Origin of the sequence: Zestomonas carbonaria (assembly GCF_904061905.1) — a bacterium.
Lineage (GTDB): Bacteria > Pseudomonadota > Gammaproteobacteria > Pseudomonadales > Pseudomonadaceae > Aquipseudomonas > Aquipseudomonas carbonaria.
Genome location: NZ_CAJFCI010000043.1, coordinates 90,640 through 112,220, shown reverse-complemented (window position 1 = coordinate 112,220; position 21,581 = coordinate 90,640). Strand labels below are relative to the sequence as shown.

The following is a 21,581-nucleotide window of genomic DNA, read 5'->3' as shown; positions in this document are numbered from 1 at the left end:
GCTCGGGCAATCTCGCAAAAAGGAGTTTTCCATGCCTCTTCCCACCCGACTCGCCGCCAGCCTCGCCCTTTGCGCCGCCGCCCTGGCCAGCCTGCCGCTGCACGCCGAGGAAGCGCCCCGCTACAACCAGATCGCCCTGCGCGCCGAAGTCAGCCAGGACGTCGCCCACGACCTGATGTACGTGACGCTCTACAGCGAGGCGCAGAATGACGATCCGGCCAAGCTCGCCGCCGAGATCACCGCGTCGCTCAACGCCGCCGTCGATCGGGCGCGCAAGGTCAAGGGCATCACCGTGCAGCTCGGCAGCCGCAACAGCTACCCGGTGTACGACAAGGACGGCCAGAAGATCACCAGTTGGCGCGAGCGCGCCGAGCTGCGCCTGGAGAGCCAGGACTTCGCCGCGCTGTCCCAACTCACCGCCGACCTGCTCGGCAACCTGAAGATGGGCGGCATGAACTTCGCCATCTCCAAGCCCAGCCGCAAGAAGAGCGAGGACACGCTGCTCAAGGAAGCCGTCTCCGCCTTCAGGGAGCGCGCGCAACTGGCCACCGAGGCCCTCGGCGGCAAGGGCTACAAGCTGGTCAGCCTGAACCTCAACAGCGGCGGCTTCCGCCCGCTGCCGATGCAGCGCATGGACGCCGCACCGATGGCCATGTCGATGGCCAAGGGCGCAGCACAGGAAATCGAAGCCGGCAGCAGCGAGGTGACGGTGAATGCCGATGGGGTGATCGAGGTGCAGATACCCTAAGGGCGGATCGACCCTCATTACGGCACATGCCCTTACTTGTAGGAGCGAACTCTGCTCGCGAACAAAAGCTTCGCGAGCAGAGGACTATGGAGTCCTCTCCCCTGAATGAAAGAAGGGCGATTCAATCGATGCCGCTTGCGCATTGCCCAACCACCCCGCCGCGCCCTAGGATGGCCGCATCCCTTTCCCGCCCGGACGGAACCGCATGCCGCGACGACTGCGCCCTCTGCTCATCCTGCTTCCCGCACTGCTGCTCAGCGGCCAGGCGCTCGCCGCCAGGGACAGCCTGATAATGTGCAGCGAGGCCAGCCCGGAAGGCTTCGACATCGTCCAGTACACCGCCGCGACCACCGCCGACGCCACGGCCGAGACAGTCTACGAACGGCTGGTGCAGTTCGCTCCCGGCAGCACGCGGATCACCCCGGCGCTGGCGGAAAGCTGGGAGATCGGCGACGACGGCCTCAGCTACACCTTCAACCTGCGGCGCGGGGTGAAGTTCCACAGCGTCGAGGGGTTCACGCCGGGCCGCGACTTCAACGCCGACGACGTGCTGTGGAGCTTCCAGCGGCAGCTCGACCCCGCCCATCCCTGGCACAGGCTCTCGCCGCGCGGCTTTCCCTACGCCGAGGCGATGGGCATCGCGGCACTGATCGAGCGCATCGAAAAGCTCGACGAGCAGCGCGTGCGCTTCGTCCTCAAGCATCCCGAGGCGCCTTTCCTGGCCAACCTGGCGATGGGCTTCGCGTCGATCTACTCCGCCGAATACGCCGGCAAGCTGCTCGCGGACGGCAAGCCCGCACAGCTCAACGTCCTGCCGGTGGGCACCGGGCCCTTCGTGTTCCAGCGCTACGCCAAGGACGCGCAGATCCGCTTCGCCGGCAACCCCGACTACTGGGCCGGCGCGCCGAAGCTGAAGCGGCTGATCTTCGCCATCACCCCCGATCCCAACGTGCGCTTGCAGAAGCTCAAGGCCGGCGACTGCCAGATCGCCGTCTACCCGCGCCCCACCGACATCGCCGAACTGCGCGACGACCCACGCCTGCAGGTGCTGGAACTGGACTCGCTGCTGGTCGCCTACATCGGCATCAACACCCGCCATCCGCCGCTCGATGACGTGCGCGTGCGCCAGGCGCTCAACCTGGCCTTCGACAAGGCCGCCTACATCCGCGCGCAGTACGGCGAAGGCAACGCCAACCCGGCGGTGGTCCCCTATCCGCCGACGCTGTGGGGGCAGAATCCCGACCTGAAGCCCTGGCCGCACGATCCCGAGCGCGCCCGCGAGCTGCTGCGGGAAGCCGGGGTGAAGGAAGGCCTCAAGCTGAGCATCTGGACCCGCCCCGGCGGCGGCCCGACCAACCCCAACCCCGGCATCGGCGCGCAACTGCTACAGGCCGACCTCAAGGCCATCGGCATCGAGGCGGACATCCGCGTCTACGAATGGGGCGAGCTGATCAAGCGCGCCAAGCAGGGCGAGCACGACCTGGTGTTCATGGGCTGGGCCGGCGACAACGGCGACCCGGACAACTTCCTCACCCCCAACCTGTCCTGCGCCGCGGCCGAGTCCGGCGAGAACCAGGCCGGCTGGTGCGACCCACGCTTCGACGCGCTGCTGCGCCAGGCCCGGCAGAGCCGCGACCAGCGGGAGCGCACCGCGCTGTACCGCCAGGCGCTGGCGATCTTCCACGAGCAGGCGCCGTGGATTCCGCTGGCCCATCCCAAGCAGTTCACCGCCATCCGCCAGGGCGTGAAGGGCTTCGTGCTCAGCCCGCTGGGTTCGAACAACTTCACCCACGTGGAGCTGGACTGAACCCATGCTGGCCTTTCTCTTCCGACGCCTGGGCCTGCTGGTGCCGACCTTCTTCGGCGTCACCCTGCTGACCTTCGCGCTGATCCGCCTGATCCCCGGCGACCCGGTGGAAGTGATGATGGGCGAGCGCCGCCTCGATCCGCAGGCGCACGCCGAAGCCATGCAGCGCCTGGGCCTCGACCAGCCGCTGTACCGACAGTATCTCGACTACCTCGGCCAACTCGTCCAGGGCGACCTCGGCCGTTCGTTCCGCTCCGGGGAAAGCGTCTGGAACGAGTTCGCCGCGCTGTTTCCCGCCACCCTGGAACTGGCCGGCGCCGCCCTGCTGTTCGCTGGCGTCCTCGGCCTGCTCGCCGGGGTGGTCGCCGCGCTGAAACGCGGCTCCTGGTTCGACCACGGGGTGATGGGCCTGTCGCTCACCGGCTACTCGATGCCGATCTTCTGGTGGGGGCTGATGTTGCAGATCGTCGTCTCGGTGGGGCTCGGCTGGACGCCGGTATCCGGACGCATCGACCTGCTCTACGACATCGAACCGCGCACCGGCTTCATGCTGGTCGACGCGCTGCTCTCGGAAGAGGACGGCGCCTTCCTCGACGCCCTGCGCCACCTGATCCTGCCGGCCATCGTGCTGGGCACCATCCCGCTGGCGGTGATCGCCCGGATGACCCGCTCGGCGATGCTCGAAGTGCTGCGCGAGGACTACATCCGCACCGCCAGGGCCAAGGGCCTGTCGCCGGCGCGGGTGGTGTTCGTGCACGGCCTGCGCAACGCGCTGATCCCGGTGCTCACGGTGTTCGGCCTGCAAGTCGGCGCGCTGCTTTCCGGCGCGGTGCTGACCGAGACCATCTTCTCCTGGCCGGGGATCGGCAAGTGGCTGATCGAGTCCATCGCCGCCCGCGACTACCCGGTGGTGCAGAACGGCATCCTGCTGATCGCCGGGCTGGTGATCCTGGTCAACTTCACCGTGGACCTGCTCTACGGGCTGGCCAACCCGCGCATCAGGCACGCACGATGAACGCCCCATCCCCTGTAGGAGCGAGCTTGCTCGCGATCTGTCCCCCGAAAGAGCATCGCGAGCAAGCTCGCTCCTGCAACTGCGGGAGCGCCGCATGACCACCGCCACCCTCGCCTACCCCTCGCCGATGCGTGAATTCTGGCAGGCCTTCGCGCGCAACAAGGGTGCCCTCGGCGGGCTGGCCTTCATGCTGCTGGTGCTCGCCTGCGCGCTGTTCGCTCCCTGGCTGGCGCCGCACGACCCCGGCCAGCAGTTCCGCGACGCCCTGCTCACCCCGCCGGCCTGGCTGGAAGGCGGCCAGTGGCGCTTCCCGCTGGGCACCGACGAACTGGGCCGCGACCTGCTCTCGCGGCTGATCTTCGGTGCCCGCCTGTCGCTGCTGATCGGCCTCGCCTCGGTGGTCCTGGCGCTGTTGCCGGGGGTGCTGCTCGGGCTGGTCGCCGGCTTCTCGCCGCGCCGCCTGGGCCCGCCGATCATGCGCGCGATGGACGTGATGCTGGCCCTGCCGGCGCTGCTGCTGGCGGTGGCGATCGTCGCCATCCTCGGTCCGGGGCTGGTCAACACGGTGATCGCCATCGCCATCGTCTCGCTGCCCGCCTACGTGCGCCTGACCCGCGCCGCGGTGCTCGGCGAGGTGCAGCGCGACTACGTCACCGCCGCGCGGCTGGCCGGCGCGCGCCTGCCGCGCCTGATGTTCATCACCGTGCTGCCGAACTGCCTGGCGCCGCTGATCGTGCAGGCCAGCCTGAGCTTCTCGGCGGCCATCCTCGACGCCGCCGCGCTGGGCTTCCTCGGCCTCGGCGTACAGCCGCCGACGCCCGAATGGGGCAGCATGCTGGCCTCGGCCCGCGACTACATCGAGCGCGCCTGGTGGGTGGTCACCCTGCCCGGCCTGACCATCCTGCTCAGCGTGCTGGCCATCAACCTGATCGGCGACGGCCTGCGCGATGCGCTGGACCCGAAGCTGAAGAACGTCCTGTGAGGTGGGGAAGATGAACCGCAGGCGCGGCCCATGGCCGCAAAACGTCGGCCACGCCCTGGCATCGCGGCCATGGGCCGCTCCTACGGGAGGGATTGGCGCGAGGCGATCGGCCGCGATGGCGGTGGGACGGGATCGCAAGTACCGCCCCTCTCCCGTTCACGGGAGAGGGGCCGGGGGAGAGGGAAAACCGGCAACGCTGATGCCGGAGCGTGCCGCCCTCTCCCATGAGTGGAAGCGGGAGCACCCAGTGCACAGGGCAAAATCCCGATGAGCCTGCTCGACATCCGCAACCTCACCGTCAGCTTCGGCGGCGCCCCGGTGGTCGATGGCCTGGACCTGACCCTGGACGCCGGCGAAGTGCTGGCCATCGTCGGCGAGTCCGGTTCCGGCAAGTCGGTGAGCATGCTGGCGCTGATGGGCCTCATCGACCCGCCCGGCCGGGTCGGCGCCGATGCGCTGCGTTTCGCCGGCCAGGACATGCTGGCCCTCGGTCCCCGCGAGCGACGGCGGATCGTCGGCAAGGACATCGCCATGGTCTTCCAGGACCCGTCGAGCGCCCTCAACCCCAGCTACACCGTGGGCTTCCAGATCGAGGAAGTGCTGCGCCAGCACCTCGGGCTCAAGGGCAAGGCCGCCCGCCAGCGCGCCATCGAACTGCTCGAACGGGTGGAAATCCCCGCCGCCGCACGGCGCCTGGACACCTACCCGCACCAGTTGTCCGGCGGCATGGCCCAGCGCGTGGCGATCGCCATGGCCATCGCCGGGGAGCCGCGCCTGCTGATCGCCGACGAGCCGACCACCGCGCTGGACGTGACCATCCAGGCGCAGATCATGGCGCTGCTGCTCGACCTCCAGCGCGAGCGCGGCATGGCCCTGCTGCTGATCAGCCACGACCTCGCGGTGGTCGCCGAAACCGCCGAGCGGGTCTGCGTGATGTATGCCGGCCAGGCGGTCGAGCTGGGCCGCTTGCCGGCGCTGTTCGACGCCCCCGCGCACCCCTACAGCGAGGCGCTGCTGGCGGCCATCCCGCAGCCCGGCCAGGCGCGCCTGAGCAGCCTGCCGGGCATCGTTCCCGGCCGCTTCGACCGTCCTTCCGGCTGCCTGCTGGCGCCGCGCTGCCCCTACGTGCAACCGCGCTGCGCCGAGCGCCCGGCCCTGGAGCCGAGCCGCCTGGGCGCGGTGCGCTGCTTCTTCCCGCTCAACCAGGAGGCCCGATGAGCATCGTCCTCAGCGCGCGCGAGCTCTCCCGCCACTACGAGGTGTCGCGCGGCCTGCTGCGCAAGCCGGCACTGGTGCGCGCGCTGAACGGCGTGTCCTTCGATCTCGCGGCCGGCAAGACCCTCGCGGTGGTCGGCGAGTCCGGCTGCGGCAAGTCGACCCTGGCCCGCGCGTTGACGCTGATCGAAAAGCCCGACGGCGGCAGCCTGGAGATCGCCGGCCGCGACGCGCTCGTGCATGGCCGCGAACTGCGCCGCGACGTGCAGATGGTGTTCCAGAGCCCCTACGCCTCGCTCAACCCACGGCAGAAGATCGCCGACCAGTTGGCCGAGCCGTTGCTGATCAACACCGACCTGAACCGCGCCGAACGCCGCGAACGGGTGCTGGCGATGCTCGAACAGGTCGGCCTGCGCGCCGAGCACGCGCAGCGCTACCCGCACATGTTCTCCGGCGGCCAGCGCCAGCGCATCGCCATCGCCCGGGCGATGATGCTGCGCCCCAAGGTGCTGGTCGCCGACGAACCGACCTCGGCGCTCGACGTGTCGATCCAGGCCCAGGTACTCAACCTGTTCCAGGACCTGCAGGCCGAGTTCGCCACCGCCTACGTGTTCATCTCCCACAACCTGGCGGTGGTCCGGCACCTGGCCGACGAAGTGCTGGTGATGTACCTCGGCCGGGCGGTCGAGACCGGCGCCACCAGCCGCCTCTACGAACGTCCGCTACATCCCTATACCCAGGCGCTGCTGGCCGCCACGCCGAGCCTGCATCCCGACCCGCAGCGCCCGCGCATCGCCCTCACCGGCGAACTCCCCGACCCGCTCGACCCACCCGCCGGCTGTGCCTTCCACACCCGCTGCCCGCATGCCACGGAGCGTTGCCGCAGCGAGCGCCCCGAACTGCGCCCGCTGGAAGGCCGGCAGGTGGCCTGCCACCACGCGGAGCGGATCGGGTAGCCCGGATGCAATCCGGACTACATCGCTTGAACCAAACGTCCGAAGAACCGATAAAACGCACGTAACTCCGCCTGCGCCCTCGCCAACTCGCCAACGACGAAACGCAGCTCGCCATGCGCCGGCGTCTGCGCCAATCGCCCGGCATCCAACGGGTGCAGCCAGCCGAGAACCGGATAGCCGCCCATGGTCTGGCGGTCGGCCTGGAGAATGATCGGCTGGCCGTCCGGCGGGATCTGGATCGCACCGTTCGCCACCCCTTGCGACCACTCGCTCGGCGGCAGATGCATCGGCTCGCCTTGCAGCCGCGCGCCCATGCGGTCGGACTGCGGGCTGAGACGCCAAGGCCGCCCGATGAAATGCTCCAGCACCGCCTGCGACACACCGTCGGCAGGCAAGACGCACAAGGCTTTCGGCTGCCGGTAGTCCGGCACGAATGGCCAGGGCACACTGGCCGCCCGGAGGAAGTCTCCGGCAGCACCGCCCAGCCGGTCGCCGGCCTGCAAGGGGCGGCCGTCGCCATGCAGGCCGCCCAGACCCTCGCGCACCTGGCAGGCGACGCTGCCCAGCACCGGTTCCGCCCGCAGGCCACCGGGCACCGCCAGGTAAGCGCGTTGGCCACTGCGCGCGAAGCCCAGTTCAAGGCGTTGGCCGGCGCGGACCAGGAAACGCGACCAGTTCGGCCTCGATTCGCCATCCACGCTGATCGGCAGATCGGCGCCACACAAGGCCACCCAACAATCGCCAACGCACTCCAGCACCACGCCACCGAGGGCGATTTCCAGCAATGCCGTTCCCCAGGGATTGCCGAGCAGCCGGTTGGCCCAGGCCGCGGCGTGCGGATCAAGCGGGCCGCACGACGATACGCCGAGGTGCTGCCAGCCGTGACGCCCGCCGTCCTGCAACAGGCTCAGCGGCCCCGCCTCGACCACCCGGAAGCCACTCAAGGCTCGCCACCCTCGCGGCGATAGGTATCCTCGTCGATGGCCACGAAACGCACCCGGTCCCCCACCGCCAACGGGCACGGCGGTACGACTCGCGCATCGAACAGCCGCCACGGACAGCGGCCGATCAGGTGCCAGCCACCGGGCGACGCTTGCGGGTAGATGGCGGTCTGCCGCTCGGCGATGGCCAGGCTGCCGCCCGGTACACGAGTGCGCGGCGTGGCGCGACGCGGCAGGGTGAGACGCGCATCCAGCTCGCCCAGATAGGCGAAGCCCGGCGCGAAGCCGATGGCGCCGACCTGGTACCGGGTGCCGCTGTGCAGGGCGATCACCTCGTCGATGCCAAGCCCGCAGGCGGCCGCGACTTCAGGCAGGTCCTCGCCGGCGTACCAGATGGGGATTTCGTGCAGACGCCCGCCATTGTCCACGACCGGCTGCCGCTGCCAGGCATCGAGCAGCGGACGCAGTTGTCCGGCAAGTTGGTGATGGTCGGTACGCAGCAGGTCGTAGTGCAGCAGCAGGCTGTTCCAGCCTGGCACCGGATCGATCAGTTGCGCACCGAACCGCTGGCGCAAGGTATCGGCCAGTGCGGCGATACGCGCCGGCAGCCCCGGCTCGGGACACTCGGCCAGGACCAGCAGCAGCGCCTCGGCGCCAGCGGGACGTATCTCGATCACGCGGCGTCCAGCATGGCCCGCAAGCGACGCAGCACGGCCAGGGATTCCGGGTTGTCGCCATGCACGCAGAGGCTGTCGGCCTCGAGGCGCAGGGGCTGGCCGTCGAGATCGGCGAACGGCTCGCCACGGGCGATGGCCAGGGCCTGCTCGAGGATGCGCTGCGGCTCGTGGTGCACCGCGCCGGCCAGCCGACGCGGCGCCAACTGGCCATCGGAGAGGTAGGCGCGGTCGGCGAAGGCCTCGAACAGCAGCGGCACACCGACGCTCTCCGCCAGACGCCGCTCGCGGGTGTTGTCGGCCAGCGCCAGGACCATCAGCGGCAGACCGGCGCGGAAGCCGGCGCAGGCTCGCAGCACCGCGTCGAACAACGCATCGTCGCGTACCAGGTCGTTGTATAGCGCGCCATGCGGCTTGACGTAGGCCAGTTGGCTGCCGGCAGCCCGGCAGAAGGCTTCCAGCGCGCCGAGCTGATAGAGCACCAGGGCCTCGACCTCCTCCGGCGAGCAGGCCAGGTGGCGGCGGCCGAAACCGGCCAGATCGGGATAGGACGGGTGCGCGCCGATGCTCACGCCGTGCCGCACCGCCAGGGCGACGGTGCGCTGCATGGTCAGCGGATCGGCGGCGTGGAAACCGCAGGCCAGGTTGGCCTGGTCGACCAGCGGCATGGCGTGCTCGTCGTCGCCCATCCGCCAGGCGCCGAAACTCTCGCCCATGTCGCAGTTGAGAAGAATGCGTTTAGTCATGGGAAGGATTATGGCCATAAACCAGGCTGGAACGTAGGTGCGAAAGCTTTTGTAGGGTGCGCCGTGCGCACCAACCGGCCGCCAATACCATCGCTTTCAGCAGAACGCCAAGGGTATATGCCAGGTAAACGGTGCGCACGGCGCACCCTACAGAAACGCCCCACACCAAGTGGGGCGAGCTTCCTTGGTGGATCAATACACGTCGCGCCGGTAGCGGCCTTCCTCGGTCAACTGTTCCACGGCGGTATCGCCGAGCAGTTCGCGCAGCGCCGCATCGACGCCGCCGGCCATGCCTTCCAGGCTGCCGCAGACGTAGACGGCCGCGTCTTCGGCTATCCACTGGCGCAGTTCCTCGCCCCGCTCGCGGAGGCGGTCTTGCACGTAGATCTTCTGTGCCTGGTCGCGGGAGAAGGCCACGTCCAGACGCTGGAGGTCGCCGCTGGCCAGCGCCGCTTCCAGCTCGGCGCGACAGTAGAAGTCGTGTTCCAGGTTGCGCTCGCCGAACAGCAGCCAGTTGCGCTGCTGGCCGGCGACGATGCGCGCCTTGAGCAGTGCGCGCAGGCCGGCGAGGCCGGTTCCGTTGCCGATCAGGATCAGCGGGCAGTCGTCCTCCGGCACGTGGAAGCCGCTGTTGCGACGCAGCCGGGCCACCAGCGTGGCGCCCGTGCGGGCATATTCGGTCAGCCAGCCGGAGCCCAGGCCGAGGTTGCCGTCGGCACGCCGCTCCTGGCGCACGATCAGTTCCAGCACGCCATCGCTGGGCAGCGAGGCGATGGAGTATTCGCGCGACTCCAGGGGCACCAGGGCGTCCACCAGCGCCTGGGCATGCAGGCCGACCAGATGGGCCGTGCTGTCCGGCAACTGGCGGCCGGCCAGCGCTTCGTGCAACGGCAGGGACAAGGAACCGAGCGTCACCGCTTCGGCCTCATCCAGGCCAAGGTGCTCCAGCCAGGCGCGAACTCGCGCTTCCGGGTGGCGCGGCAGCACTTCGAGGATATCGCCAGCCTCCCAGGTGCGCGGCTCCAGCGGAGTCAGGCCAAGCAGGAAGGTCGGCGCGCCCTGGCTGCCCGGGTTGAGCAGTTCGCGGCGCTCCAGCGTCCAGCCCTCGAACGGCACCTCTTGCAGCGCCAGCGGTTGCGCGCCGGTCAGCTCGGCCAGTTGCTGCTGCCAGCGGCCCAGGGCCTGGGCATCGCTGCCGTCCACCTCGACCGGGGCGAACAGGCTGTGCGCGCCCTGGCCGGCGAGCCAGTCGTGCAGGCGCCGGGCGAAACCGCAGAACTGCTCGTACTGGCGATCGCCGAGGGCCAGCACCGCGTAGCTGAGCTGATCCAGGCCGAGCGACTGGCCGAGCAGCTTGCGCTCGAATCCACGCGCGCTGTCCGGCGCCTCGCCATCGCCGAAGGTGCTGACCACGAACAGGGCACGCTGCGCCTGACGCAGGCCCTGCTCGTCCAGTCGAGCCAGGGGCTGTACGCGCACCGCCAGGCCGGCGGCCTGCAACTGGCCGGCGGTCTGCCAGGCCAGTTGCTCGGCAAAGCCGCTCTGGCTGGCGAAGCCGATCAGCCAGGCGTCCTCACCGGCGCTGTCGCCGAGGGTGCCGCGCGCCGCCCTGGCCGCGCGCTTCTTGCGCCGGCGGTCGAGGTAGAGCAGCCAGCCGGTGATGAAGAACAGCGGCATCGCGGCGCTGGCCAGCATCATCAGGATGCGCCCCGGCAGACCGAAGTACTCGCCGACGTGCAGGGCGTAGACGCTGGCCAGCAGTTGCGCCTTGAAGCTCTTGTCGGCATAGCGCTCGTGACGGACGACCTGGCCGCTGACCGGGTCGAGCTGGATCTGATTGAGGGCGCGCGGGTGCTCGGCATCGGCGAGCAGGTAGAAGACCGTCGCCGGCTGGCCACCGGCTGGCGGCAGGCGCAGGTTCCAGGCGACCAGCTCCGGTCCGGCAGTCTGCTGGATGCTCTGCCACACGGCGCCGTAGTCGACCACCAGCGGCGGTCCTTCCGCCGCCTGCGGGCCGCGCCCGCCCTGGCGGCCTTCGCCACGCTTGCCCTGCTCCTGGCCGGCCGGCGCATCGGCGAGCAGCTTGTTGAGCCCTTCGCGATACCAGTCGTAGGACCAGAACAACCCGGTCAGCGCCGCGCAGAGGTAGAACAGCAGGGCCCAGGTGCCGGCCACCGCGTGCAGGTCCCAGTTGAAGCTGCGGCCCTTCTTGGCCCAGTCGAGGGTCAGCCAGGTGCGCCAGCTAAGCGCCTTGCGCGGCCAGCGCAGGTACAACCCGGACAGGCAGAAGAAGATCAGCGCCAGGGTGCTGGCGGCGGTGATCTGCTTGCCGACATCGCCCATGGCCAGCCAGCGGTGCAGTTGCAGGACGAAATGGAAGAAGCCCTGGCCAACGGGCTGGCCGAGCATCTCGCCGGTGTAGGGATCGAAGAAACGCACCGGCCCGCGCCGTTCGCCCGGCGGCGGGGTGAAGAACACCCGCGCGGCGCTGTCGCCGCGGCCATCGACCCACAGGCCGGAAACCTTGTCGTCGGCCGCCGCTTCGAGCTTCGCCACCAGTTCGGCCGGCGCCAGCATGCCGCCCTCGCGCACCTGCACGCGCAGGGTGTCCGGGTTCAGCACGCGCATGATTTCGCCTTCGAAACTGTAGAGCGCGCCGGTCACGCCCATGATGGCGAGCACTAGGCCGGCCGTGATGCCGAAGAACCAGTGCAACTGGAACAGGGTTTTCTTGAACACGGATATCCACCTTGCACGGCCAGCGCCTGCCAGAGGCCAGCCTTGTATATCGAAACAGGAAGGTGGCGGATTCTAGTTGAGAATCAATTTCACCAGTAGCCGGGTAATGGCCATTTACCTTTCCTTTACCCGCCCCACAAACGAAAACCTCGCCCGGGTGGGCGAGGTTCGTGAAGCGCTGCAACGATCAGAAGCTGTAGGTGGCCGAGAGGATCGCCGAACGCGCGTCGCCGTACTCGATGGCCGAGGAACGTGCGTCGGTGCCGACCTGCTGGCGCACCCGCTCGACGTAGTCCTTGTCGAACAGGTTGTTCACGTTGAGTTGCAGGTCGAGGTTCTCGTTGACCCGGTAGGCGACCATCGCGTTGTGCAGCCAGTAGTCGTCCAGCTTGGCCTGGGTGCTGGAGCTCACGTTACGCTCGCTGACGTAGCGGGCGCCGTAGCCGATGGTCCAGCCGGCCGGCAGTTCGTAGGTGGTCCACAGGTTCAGCGAGCGTGGCGGGGTATTGCCCAGCGCCTGGCCTTCGCGAGCGATGCCCGCCGGGGTGTCGGCCGCCTCCAGGGTCTCGCTGTCGAGGAAGGTGTAGTTGGCGAACACGTCCCACTGCTCGGTGATGTGGCCGGTCACGCCGAGCTCCACGCCCTGCACGCGCTGCTTGCCGGCCAGTTGGGTTGAGCCGTCGGCCATGGTTTCCCGCGCGTCGGTCTTCTCGACACGGAACAGGGCGCCATCCAGCTCCAGGCGGCCGCCGAACAGTTCCCACTTGGTGCCCAGTTCCCAGGTCTCGTTCTTCTCCGGGTCGAGGTCCGCGGTCGCCGCGCTCAGGCCGCTGCCAGTGGACGCCAGGCTTTCGGCGGAGGGGTTGAAGGAGTTGCCCCAGGCCACGTAGATGCGACCGTTCGGCGCCGGCTTGTAGACCAGGCCGACGCGGCCACTCAGCTTCTCGTCGGTGGACGACAGGTCGGAAGTCTTCACGTGGGCCGCCGAATAGCCGTCGGCTTCACCCTCGAACTTGTCGTAGCGCAGGCCCAGGTTGAGGTCCCATTGCTCGTGCAGGGCGATGGTGTCGAACAGGTACAGCGCCTTGTCGGTCAGCTCGGTCTCGGTGTAGCCGCTGGTCGCCTTGTTGACCGGGCCGCTCCAGTAGCCGGGCGGGTTGCCCAGGTCGTAGCCGTCGGACGGATACAGCGCGTTGCCCAGACCGTGGTTGTAGGTCTTCAGGTCGAGGGTTTCCCGGGAGATTTCCGCGCCCGCCACCAGGTCGTGGCGCATCCCGGCGATCTCGAAGTTGCTGATCAGGTTGGTCTGGTTGATCCACATCTCGGTGGTCGCGTCGCGGCCATAGCCCTGCGGCCCCGCCGGACGATAGCGGCCGGGCGGCACGCCATCGACGTTGACGTGGGAAGCGGAGATGGTGGTGTCGCGCGAGATGTGGCTGTAGCGCGTCAGGTTCTGCAAGCGCAGGTTGTCGTTGAAGTCGTGCTCGAAGTTGGCGGTGAAGGAGTTCTGCTCGATCTCCTCCTTGTCGAGGTTCTTCCAGCCGAAGTAGGCATCGCGGTCGACGCCGGAGAGCTTCTTGCCATCCCGGGCCGGAACGCCGTAGTCCGGCATGTTGTCGTCGGTCTGGTGGAAGGCGCTCAGCGTAAGACGGGTGGACTCGCTGAAGCCCAGGCGCAGCGAGGGTGCGATGCCCCAGCGCTCGCGATCGATCTCTTCGCGGTCAGGCACGTCGTTCTGGTGGCCCATCAGGTTGATGCGGAACGCGCTGTTCTCGCCCACGCCTTCCAGCGGCTGGTTGGCGTCCAGGGTCAGGCGGTAGTAGTTGTCGGTGCCGATGCTGCCGCCAAGGCGGGTGAAGGCCTCGTCCTGCGGCTGCTTGCTGATGATGTTGATGCTGCCGCCGGTGGTGCCCGCCCCGCCGAACACCGAGTTCGGCCCCTTGATGACCTCCACCTGCTCGACGTTGAAGGTATCGGTACGGTTGGTCTGCGCGCTGTCGCGAAGGCCATCGATCTGGATGTTGCTGTTGGCGGAGAAGCCACGGATGTTGATGCTGTCGCCGGAGCCGCCACCGCCCTCGCCGGCGTTGAAGGTGATGCCGGAGACGTTGGACAGCACCTGGCGCAGGCTCAGTGCCTGCTGCTCCTGGATCACCTTGGGCGGCACCACGGTGATGGTCTGCGGCACGTCGAGCAGCGGCTCGGAGTACTTGGCCGAGGCCGACTTCTCGGTCTTGTAGCCGGCGTCCGCCTGGCCCTTCACCGAGATATTGCCCAGCTCCAGTTGACCGTTGCCGGTCTCTGCCGCCAGCGCGAAACCGCCCTGGCCGGCCAGAGCCAGGCCGATGGCGGAAGCAAGGAGTTGTTTCTGAGAAAGCCCGCTCGGGCCCATGGATTGGTTTTGCATCATGCAGTCCCCCCAATGAAAATGGCGGGCAATCTTATTTGCAACAATTTATTATTTGCAATACAAATGATAAAAATTCTCAAACGCATCTGTTGAACGCTCGTCCCAAAAGCTCATCCATGACCACACTTTCCGATACCGATCCACGCACCATCGCCCGCCTCCTGCTGGAGGCCGCCGGGCAGGGGGAGGTCGATGCCCAGGCACTGCTCGGCCAGATCCTGCTCGACGGCCAGGGCATCAGCCGGGACGCGGCCCTGGCCTTCACCTGGTTCGGCATCGCCGCCCGCCAGGGCCATGCGATGGCGCTGAACATGCTCGGCCGCTGCCACGAGCACGGTTGGGGCTGCCCACCCGACCTGGAAGCGGCGGCGCGCTGCTTCCAGCAGGCCGCCGAACGTGGCCTGGACTGGGGCATGTACAACCTGGCCAACCTGCTGGCCACCGGTCGCGGCGTGGCACAGGACCATCGCCAGGCGTTCGCGCTGTACCTGCGCGCGGCCGAGCTGGGTCATGCGAAATCCATGAACCTGGTCGGTCGCTACCTGCATGAGGGGGTGCTCGCCGAACCCGAGCCGCAGGCGGCGCTGGAATGGTTCCGGCGCTCGGCGGAAGGGGGCGATTTTCGCGGCCAGTTCAGCTATGCCCTACGCCTGCTCGAGCAAGACCGAGCGGAGCAGGCCCGCCATTGGCTGGAGCGTGCACTGGCGGGCGGCAACCTCAACTTCCTGCGAGCCAGTCGCGACCGGCTGCTGGCCCTGCCGGGCCTGGACGATCTTGCCCTCGCCTATCACCGGCGCGCGGCGGAGTTGGGGGATGGGAGTGACCACGAGAGTTACCAGGCGCTGCTGGCACGGCAGCCTGGGTCCCTCTCGTAGGAGCGGCCCATGGCCGCGATTCGCGCGCATGGCGCGCTCCTACGGGGCGATCCCGCGATAGATCAGGGAAGCCTCGATGTCCGCCAGGGTACGGCGGCCTGGGCCCCTCTCGTAGGAGCGGCCCATGGCCGCGATTCGCGCGCATGGCGCGCTCCTACGGGGCGATCCCGCGATAGATCAGGGAAGCCTCGATATCCGCCAGGGTGCGGCAGCCGGTCAGCGCCATTGCCACTTCCAGTTCGGCGCGCAGGATCTGCAGCACATGGGCCACTCCTACCGCGCCGGCGGCGGCCAGGCCGAACACGTAGGGCCGCCCCACCAGCACCGCGCTGGCCCCCAGGGCCAGGGCCTTGAGGATGTCGCCGCCACGGCGGATGCCGCCATCCATGAGCAGCGGCACCCTCCCCTCCACCGCCTCGGCGATTTCCGCCAGCACTTCGATGGTCGCCGGCTGTCCGTCCAGGGTACGACCGCCGTGGTTGGAGACGATGATCCCGTCGACGCCCTCGGCGACCGCTCGCCGGGCATCCTCGGCGCACATCACACCCTTGACCAGCACGGGCAGGCGGGTCAGCGAACGCAGCCATTGCAGGTCTTCCCAGGTCGGTGCCGTCTCCAGCAGCGGCGTGCCGAGCAGGATGCGGCCATCCGCCTGGCCAGCAAGCTGGCGCATGCCACGCAGGTTGACCGCCTCGACGCCCTCGGGCAGGGCGAAGCCGGCGCGTTGCTCGCGATTGCGGATGCCGCTGACCGCTGCGTCCACGGTCAGCACCAGCGCCCGGTAGCCAGCGGCTTCGACACGCCGCACCAGTGACGCGGTGAATTCGCGATCGGGCTGGATATACAACTGGAACCACAGCGGCGCCTGCACCTGCCGGGCGATCTCTTCCAGGTCGACGCTGGCCTGGGTACTGACCACCATGCCGGCGCCCAACGCCGAGGCGCCCAAGGCGCTGGCCAGCTCGCCCTCTGGGTGGGCGAGCTTCTGGTAGGCCACCGGGGCCAGGAGGATCGGGTGTTCGAACTCCTGGCCGAGCAGTCGCACGCGGGTGTGGCCGCCACGCAGGTCGCGCAGCACGCGACTGCGCAGGCGCAGGCGCTGGAATGCGGCGCAGTTGTCGCGCAGGGTCAACTCGTCCGCCGAACCGCCGGCGATATAGGCCCAGGCCTGCTCGCTCATGCGTTCGCGGGCAAAGGGTTCGTAGTCGGCGACCGCGGCGATGGACGGCGGAATCTGCTGCAACTTGGGCAGGGGTTGGTGCATGAGGCGTGCTCTCAGGTATGCGACCAATGCCGCAGCAGGTTGTGGTAGACCCCGGTCAGGCGGACCAGCTCGGGGCTGTCCGGCACTTCGCGGGTCAGCGCCTGGATGGCGTCGTCCAGCTCGAGCAGCATGGCGCGCTGGTTGTCCTCGCGCACCAGGCTCTGTATCCAGAAAAAGGCCGCCAGGCGCGCGCCACGGGTGACCGGCTCGACCCGGTGCAGGCTGCCGCTCGGGTAGAGCACCAGGTGCCCGGCCGGCAGCTTGACGCGGTGGCTGCCGTAACTGTCCTCGATCACCAGTTCGCCGCCTTCGTACTCGTCCGGCTCGCTGAAGAACAGGGTGGCGGACAGGTCCGCGCGAATCCGGTGCGGCGTCCCCGGCACGCTGAAGATGGCATTGTCGATATGGTTGCCATAGGTGCCGCCCTCCGCATAGCGGTTGAAGCGCGGCGGCAGCACCTTGAGCGGCAGGGCCGCGGCGATGAAGCGTGGGCACTGGCCCAGGCATTCGAGGATGAAATCACCGATCTGCTGGACCAGCGGGTCGTTCTGGGCAAGCTGCTGGTTGGCCTTGGCGGCCACCGCGATATGGCCGGCAGTCTGCCGGCCATCCTGCCAGTCCGCCTGCTCCAGCGCCGCGCGACATTGGCGCAGTTGCTCGGGCGGCAGCACGTCGGGGATTGTCAGCAGCATCGTCGTTCGTCTCCGTGGCCATGGCGAACCGCCAGTCAGTCGCAAATGATTCTAAATAGGGCTGCTGGACTATGACAGCGCCGCGTCCCGTTCGAATTGATCCAGGCCAGGGAAAGATCGCCGAAACCGGACCACACGCTCTTGTAGGGTGCGCCGTGTGCACCCTACAAGAGCGTAAAACGCCCCGGCCGCTGGAAGCGGCCGGGGCGTTGGGACAGCGACCGCCGGTCAGAACCGGAAGTCGGCGCTGACCAGGTAGGTACGCGGGTTGCCCAGGAACACGCGAGTGCCCGCCCAGTTCGAGGAAGTGGCGTATTCCTCGTCGGTCAGGTTCTCGATGTTCAGGCGCACGTCGACGTTCTCCGTGACCGCGTAGGAAGCCATGGCGTTGAAGATGGTGTAGCTGGGCAGCTTGCCGTACTTGCCGTTGGGAATGATGCGGTTGGCATTGTCCGGACGGCCCAGGTAGGACGAGTCGCTGTGTTGCAGGCCGCCGCCCAGGGTCAGGCCGACCGGCAGGCGGTAGGTGGTCCACAGGCTGGCGGTCATCTTCGGCGTGAAGGCCAGCTCGTCGCCGCTGGTGCGGTCGACATCGCCATAATCGGCCGGGTTGGCATTCTTGCGCACCTGGTCCAGGTAGGCGCTGTGCTTGCGCTCGCTGTCCATGAACACGATGCCGCCGTAGACATCCCAGGCATCGGTGATCTTGCCCGAGGCGCTCAGCTCGAGCCCCTTGACGATCTGCTTGCCGTGGCCTTTCAGGCTGACCGGCCCGCCGACAGTATCAGCCCCGGTGATCGGCACATCCTTTTTCTCGGTGTAGAACAGCGCAGCCGCAGTGGACAGGCGGTTGTCGAAGAAGTCCCACTTGGTGCCGAGCTCGTAGCCGTGGATCTCCACCGGATCGGCGCCCTCGACGAAGCCCGGGAAGGCGTTCTCGCCGGTACGCGAGATGTCCGAACCGGACAGATAGGAACCCGGCGGCTGGGTGGAAACGCCATAGGCCGCGTAGATGCTGCCGTTCTTCGCCGGCTTGTAGACCAGGCCCAGCTTGCCGCCCACGGTGAACTCGGTGTCGTCGTAGCCGTCGACGTCGATCGGCGCGCCGGCAGCGGTCTCGCTGTCGATCTGCACCTTGTAGTTCTCCAGGCGCAGGCCGCCGGTGAGCTGCCACTGCTCGTTGAACTCCAGGGTGTCGTAGACGTAGAGCGCCACGGTATCGACCTTGACGTCGCTGGTCTGGGTGGCCGGCAGGTTGATCGGGCCGTCGCGATCCTCATTGGGGTCGAAGATGCTGGTCGGCGTGCGGTTCTGGGTGCCGAAGCGATCGGACTCCGACTTCTCGCGGGTCAGTTCCAGGCCGGTCGCCAGGCTGTGCTTGATCGAGCCAGTGGCGAACTGGGCGGAGAGGTTGGTCATGTTGGTCAGGGTGGTGTTGACCCGGTCGTAGAACTGGGTCTGGGTATTCACCAGTTGGGTGGCCGGGGTATAGCCGGTCGGCACGGTGAAGCGCGCCTGGCGGTCGACGCGGGACCAGCGCGTCTGGTTACTGATGGTCAGGCCATCGGAGAGGTCGTGCTCGAAGCGCGCCAGGAAGGAATCGGCGGTGGTGTCGTCGTAGTCGGAGGTCAGGCCGAAGAAATTGTCGCGGTCAGCGCCGGAGGTGGTCGGGCTATAGGGGCTGTTGCCCTTCATGCCGTGGACCATGGCGGCAGGCACGCCCCAGTCCGGACGGTCGTTCTGCTCCAGGTGTTCGTAGGCGAAGATCGCCCGGGTGTCCGTATTCAGGCCGAAGGCCACCGACGGCGCCAGGCCCCAACTGTCCTTCTCGGCTTCCTCGCGACCGGCCACGCCGCTGTTTTCCAGCATCAGGTTGAAACGCACCGCGGTGCTCTCGTTGAGCACCTGGTTGGTGTCCAGGGTGCCGCGCTTGCGGGGCTCGGAATTGTAGTCGTCGAAGCCATAGCTGACGCCGCCGCTGACGAACTCGCTCAGGCCCGGGGTCTTGGTCACCAGGTTGATGTAGCCGCCGGCGCCGCCACGGCCATTGTCGGCGGCCGGGCCCTTGACCACTTCGACCTGCTCGGTGTTGAACACGTCGCGGCTGTAGCTGCCGTTGTCACGGGAGCCGTCGACGAAGATGTTGCCGCTGGTATCGAAACCACGCAGGCTGAAGTTGTTGGAGTTGGTGGAGAAACCGTTCTCGCCAGCCTCGAAGCTGATCCCGGGAGTGTTCTTCAATACGTCGGTGAGGTTGCGCGCGCCCTGCTCCCTGTAGAGCTTTTCGGGGATAACGTTGATGGTCTGCGGGGTATCCAGCAGCGGTGCGGTGTTCTTCGGCGAGGACGTGTGGTCGACCTTGTAGCTGTCCGCCTGCCCTTTCACCGAGATGTTGCCCAGTTGGACAGAGCTCTTGTTGCTGTCGCTCGCCTCGGCGGCGATGCCAACGCTCGTCCAGGACGCCAGGGCCAGGCTCACCGCCGAAGCGATCAGATGGCGCTGTGAGATAGGTGCACGCTTATTATCGTTCTTGCTCACGAGAATCACTCCTGTTTGGGACCGGGGCGCGATATTAATTGCTAATTACTCGCAATCAATCTTTACATATCACTTACAGAAGTTTTTTTGTAACAAGAATATTTCTCAAGGGAACTTTCACCGACAGGCGGGGCTCAAGGGCCGGTTTTCGGGCCTTGCAAGGGGAAATATTGACGCCAGATAAACGAACGCCCACACGAGGTGGGCGTTGGCCGTCAGCAGGAAAGGCTTACAGGTAGTAGGCCTTCAGCGGCGGGAAGCCGTTGAACTCCACCGCGCTGTAGCTGGTGGTGTAGGCGCCGGTGGACAGCCAGTAGAGGCGGTCGCCGCTGGCCAGGTTGAGTGGCAGGCCGTACTTGTAGTTCTCGTACATGATGTCGGCGCTGTCGCAGGTCGGACCGGCGATCACCACCTCTTCCATCTCGCCCTTCTTCTCGGTCCAGATCGGGAACTTGATGGCTTCATCCATGGTTTCGATCAGCCCGGAGAACTTGCCCACGTCGGTGTACACCCAGCGCTCGACGGCGGTGCGCGACTTGCGGGCGACCAGCACCACCTCGCTGACCAGGACGCCGGCGTTGGCGATCAGCGAACGGCCCGGCTCGAGGATTATTTCCGGCAGATCGTCGCCGAAGTCTTCCTTGAGGAAACGGGTGATCTCCTCGGCGTAGGTCTCCAGGTCGTTGGTGCGCTGGATGTAGTTGGCCGGGAAGCCGCCGCCCATATTGATCATCTGCAGGGTGATGCCGTCTTCGCTCTTCAGACGCTCGAAGATCACCTTGACCTTGGCGATGGCGGCGTCCCAGACGTCGATGTCGCGCTGCTGCGAGCCGACGTGGAAGGACACGCCATAGGGCACCAGGCCGAGCTGCTTGGCGAGGATCAGCAGGTCCAGCGCCATGTCCGGGTTGCAGCCGAACTTGCGGCTCAGCGGCCAGTCAGCCGAGGTCGAACCCTCGGTGAGGATGCGCACGTAGATCTTCGAACCCGGGGCGGCCTTGGCGATGTTGCGCAGGTCGGCCTCGGAATCGGTGGCGAACAGGCGCACGCCCTTCTCGTAGAAGTAGCGGATATCACGGGCTTTCTTGATGGTGTTGCCGTAGCTGATGCGCTCCGGGCCGACACCGGTGCTCATCACCTTGTCCAGCTCGTAGATCGAGGCGATGTCGAAGTTGGAGCCCTTGTCACGCAGCAGCTCGGTGATCTCGAGCGCCGGGTTGGCCTTGACCGCGTAATACACCTTGGCGAAGGGGAAGCATTTGCCGAGCTGGTCGTAGGCATCGGAAATGGTCTTCAGGTCGATCACCACGAACGGGGTTTCGTGCTGATCGGCGAACGCCTTCATGCGTTGGAACGTGGCGGGTGCGAAATAATCCTCGACCTTGATCGACATGCGCGGGACTCCAGATGGCTGAACATTTTCTAGGAAGGTGGAGTGGTTTCATGACATATGAAACCGCGAACGCCTGATCAGTTTCCCCACTTTGGTTCGCCTACTTCCCAAGGCATGTCGCCGAGGATTACCCGCACCGGGGGATAACCTCTCGTCGTCAGTACTTGAGCCGGATGGATCGTTTCCAGCATGGACGTTCGGGCGCGAACTTTAGGACCACGGAACCCCGAGATCAATCAAAAATTACCCGCTTCGCGCAGTCGGTCGCCTGCTGTTCTGAATACGAAACAAAACGCCCCGGAATGCTGCACAAACCGGGGCTTCGAGGGGCTTTTTCCCGGGTGGCGGGCGTAGGCGGCATTGACGTTTCCCGGATTGCACCCGGGCTACCCGATCGGCGCTCACCGCACCAGTCCCCTCTCCCTCCGGGAGAGGGTTAGGGTGAGGGACGGAATCAGTGTGAACGAAGAAGTTTCAGTGTGGAACGAACCCAAGCTCCCTCTCCCCAGCCCTCTCCCATGAATGGGAGAGGGGCCGTCCGTGCGGGCCGGCAGGGTTTTGAGCGCTCACTCGATCCGCAAGGCTG

At 67.3% G+C, this 21,581-nt stretch carries 16 protein-coding genes; 7 read left to right on the top strand and 9 right to left on the bottom strand.

The annotated features are described in order from the left end of the window. Positions 1–31 precede the first annotated feature (31 nt). The 6 genes from PSEWESI4_RS11365 (at position 32) to PSEWESI4_RS11340 (ending at position 6,723) form a co-directional block, all read left to right on the top strand. On the top strand, positions 32–748 hold the full coding sequence (locus PSEWESI4_RS11365; protein ID WP_187671316.1) for an SIMPL domain-containing protein: 717 nt from the start codon (positions 32–34) through the stop codon (positions 746–748). Between the two features lie 205 nt (positions 749–953). Further along, positions 954–2,555 (top strand): ABC transporter substrate-binding protein, encoded by a 1,602-nt coding sequence (locus PSEWESI4_RS11360; RefSeq protein ID WP_187671315.1) that lies wholly within the window; start codon positions 954–956, stop codon positions 2,553–2,555. A gap of 4 nt (positions 2,556–2,559) precedes the next feature. Next, the gene (locus PSEWESI4_RS11355) at positions 2,560–3,570 is read left to right on the top strand and encodes an ABC transporter permease subunit (protein ID WP_187671314.1); all 1,011 of its coding nucleotides are present in this window, start codon (positions 2,560–2,562) and stop codon (positions 3,568–3,570) included. Between the two features lie 94 nt (positions 3,571–3,664). After that, positions 3,665–4,552 (top strand): ABC transporter permease subunit, encoded by an 888-nt coding sequence (locus tag PSEWESI4_RS11350; protein ID WP_187671313.1) that lies wholly within the window; start codon positions 3,665–3,667, stop codon positions 4,550–4,552. A 267-nt stretch (positions 4,553–4,819) separates the two neighbouring features. Continuing rightward, positions 4,820–5,770 (top strand): ABC transporter ATP-binding protein, encoded by a 951-nt coding sequence (locus PSEWESI4_RS11345; RefSeq protein ID WP_187671312.1) that lies wholly within the window; start codon positions 4,820–4,822, stop codon positions 5,768–5,770. Further along, a complete protein-coding gene (locus PSEWESI4_RS11340; RefSeq protein ID WP_187671311.1) occupies positions 5,767–6,723 on the top strand; it encodes a peptide ABC transporter ATP-binding protein in 957 nt (318 codons plus the stop codon). The genes PSEWESI4_RS11345 and PSEWESI4_RS11340 overlap by 4 nt, the downstream gene beginning before the upstream one ends. Before the next feature lie 17 nt (positions 6,724–6,740). Here the strand turns inward: PSEWESI4_RS11340 and PSEWESI4_RS11335 are convergent, their stop codons facing one another. The 5 genes from PSEWESI4_RS11335 to PSEWESI4_RS11315 form a co-directional block, all read right to left on the bottom strand. After that, entirely contained in the window at positions 6,741–7,667 is a 927-nt protein-coding gene (locus PSEWESI4_RS11335; protein WP_187671310.1) for a 5-oxoprolinase subunit C family protein, read from the bottom strand. Continuing rightward, entirely contained in the window at positions 7,664–8,341 is a 678-nt protein-coding gene (gene pxpB / locus PSEWESI4_RS11330; protein WP_187671309.1) for a 5-oxoprolinase subunit PxpB, read from the bottom strand. The genes PSEWESI4_RS11335 and pxpB overlap by 4 nt, the downstream gene beginning before the upstream one ends. Beyond that, entirely contained in the window at positions 8,338–9,084 is a 747-nt protein-coding gene (locus PSEWESI4_RS11325; RefSeq protein WP_187671308.1) for a 5-oxoprolinase subunit PxpA, read from the bottom strand. The genes pxpB and PSEWESI4_RS11325 overlap by 4 nt, the downstream gene beginning before the upstream one ends. Positions 9,085–9,276: 192 nt before the next feature. Then, a complete protein-coding gene (locus PSEWESI4_RS11320) occupies positions 9,277–11,823 on the bottom strand; it encodes a sulfite reductase flavoprotein subunit alpha (RefSeq protein WP_187671307.1) in 2,547 nt (848 codons plus the stop codon). Between the two features lie 187 nt (positions 11,824–12,010). Next, positions 12,011–14,230, bottom strand: coding sequence for a TonB-dependent receptor (locus tag PSEWESI4_RS11315; RefSeq protein ID WP_187671306.1), 2,220 nt, complete (start codon positions 14,228–14,230; stop codon positions 12,011–12,013). Positions 14,231–14,349: 119 nt separating this feature from the next. On the opposite strand from PSEWESI4_RS11315, the gene PSEWESI4_RS11310 reads away from it, so the two are divergent. Further along, positions 14,350–15,108, top strand: coding sequence for a tetratricopeptide repeat protein (locus tag PSEWESI4_RS11310; protein WP_187671305.1), 759 nt, complete (start codon positions 14,350–14,352; stop codon positions 15,106–15,108). Positions 15,109–15,262: 154 nt separating this feature from the next. On the opposite strand, the gene PSEWESI4_RS11305 is transcribed toward PSEWESI4_RS11310, so the two are convergent. The 4 genes from PSEWESI4_RS11305 to PSEWESI4_RS11290 form a co-directional block, all read right to left on the bottom strand. Further along, complete coding sequence (locus tag PSEWESI4_RS11305; RefSeq protein ID WP_187671304.1) at positions 15,263–16,372, bottom strand: alpha-hydroxy acid oxidase; 1,110 nt, start codon at positions 16,370–16,372, stop codon at positions 15,263–15,265. An 11-nt stretch (positions 16,373–16,383) separates the two neighbouring features. Further along, a complete protein-coding gene (locus PSEWESI4_RS11300; RefSeq protein WP_187671303.1) occupies positions 16,384–17,064 on the bottom strand; it encodes a Fe2+-dependent dioxygenase in 681 nt (226 codons plus the stop codon). 228 nt (positions 17,065–17,292) lie between these two features. Continuing rightward, a complete protein-coding gene (locus PSEWESI4_RS11295) occupies positions 17,293–19,602 on the bottom strand; it encodes a TonB-dependent receptor (protein ID WP_187671302.1) in 2,310 nt (769 codons plus the stop codon). Between the two features lie 229 nt (positions 19,603–19,831). After that, positions 19,832–20,995: a type III PLP-dependent enzyme gene (locus PSEWESI4_RS11290; protein ID WP_187671301.1), complete on the bottom strand. Its 1,164-nt coding sequence runs from the start codon at positions 20,993–20,995 to the stop codon at positions 19,832–19,834. Positions 20,996–21,581: the final 586 nt, after the last annotated feature.

Excerpts from the sequence above, each read along its gene's own strand:
- PSEWESI4_RS11365 (WP_187671316.1), top strand. The coding sequence starts at position 32 with ATGCCTCTTCCCACCCGACTCGCCGCCAGCCTCGCCCTTTGCGCCGCC.
- PSEWESI4_RS11360 (WP_187671315.1), top strand. The coding sequence starts at position 954 with ATGCCGCGACGACTGCGCCCTCTGCTCATCCTGCTTCCCGCACTGCTG.
- PSEWESI4_RS11355 (WP_187671314.1), top strand. The coding sequence starts at position 2,560 with ATGCTGGCCTTTCTCTTCCGACGCCTGGGCCTGCTGGTGCCGACCTTC.
- PSEWESI4_RS11350 (WP_187671313.1), top strand. The coding sequence starts at position 3,665 with ATGACCACCGCCACCCTCGCCTACCCCTCGCCGATGCGTGAATTCTGG.
- PSEWESI4_RS11345 (WP_187671312.1), top strand. The coding sequence starts at position 4,820 with ATGAGCCTGCTCGACATCCGCAACCTCACCGTCAGCTTCGGCGGCGCC.
- PSEWESI4_RS11340 (WP_187671311.1), top strand. The coding sequence starts at position 5,767 with ATGAGCATCGTCCTCAGCGCGCGCGAGCTCTCCCGCCACTACGAGGTG.
- PSEWESI4_RS11325 (WP_187671308.1), bottom strand. The coding sequence starts at position 9,084 with ATGACTAAACGCATTCTTCTCAACTGCGACATGGGCGAGAGTTTCGGC.
- PSEWESI4_RS11315 (WP_187671306.1), bottom strand. The coding sequence starts at position 14,230 with ATGCAAAACCAATCCATGGGCCCGAGCGGGCTTTCTCAGAAACAACTC.
- PSEWESI4_RS11310 (WP_187671305.1), top strand. The coding sequence starts at position 14,350 with ATGACCACACTTTCCGATACCGATCCACGCACCATCGCCCGCCTCCTG.
- PSEWESI4_RS11305 (WP_187671304.1), bottom strand. The coding sequence starts at position 16,372 with ATGCACCAACCCCTGCCCAAGTTGCAGCAGATTCCGCCGTCCATCGCC.
- PSEWESI4_RS11300 (WP_187671303.1), bottom strand. The coding sequence starts at position 17,064 with ATGCTGCTGACAATCCCCGACGTGCTGCCGCCCGAGCAACTGCGCCAA.
- PSEWESI4_RS11290 (WP_187671301.1), bottom strand. The coding sequence starts at position 20,995 with ATGTCGATCAAGGTCGAGGATTATTTCGCACCCGCCACGTTCCAACGC.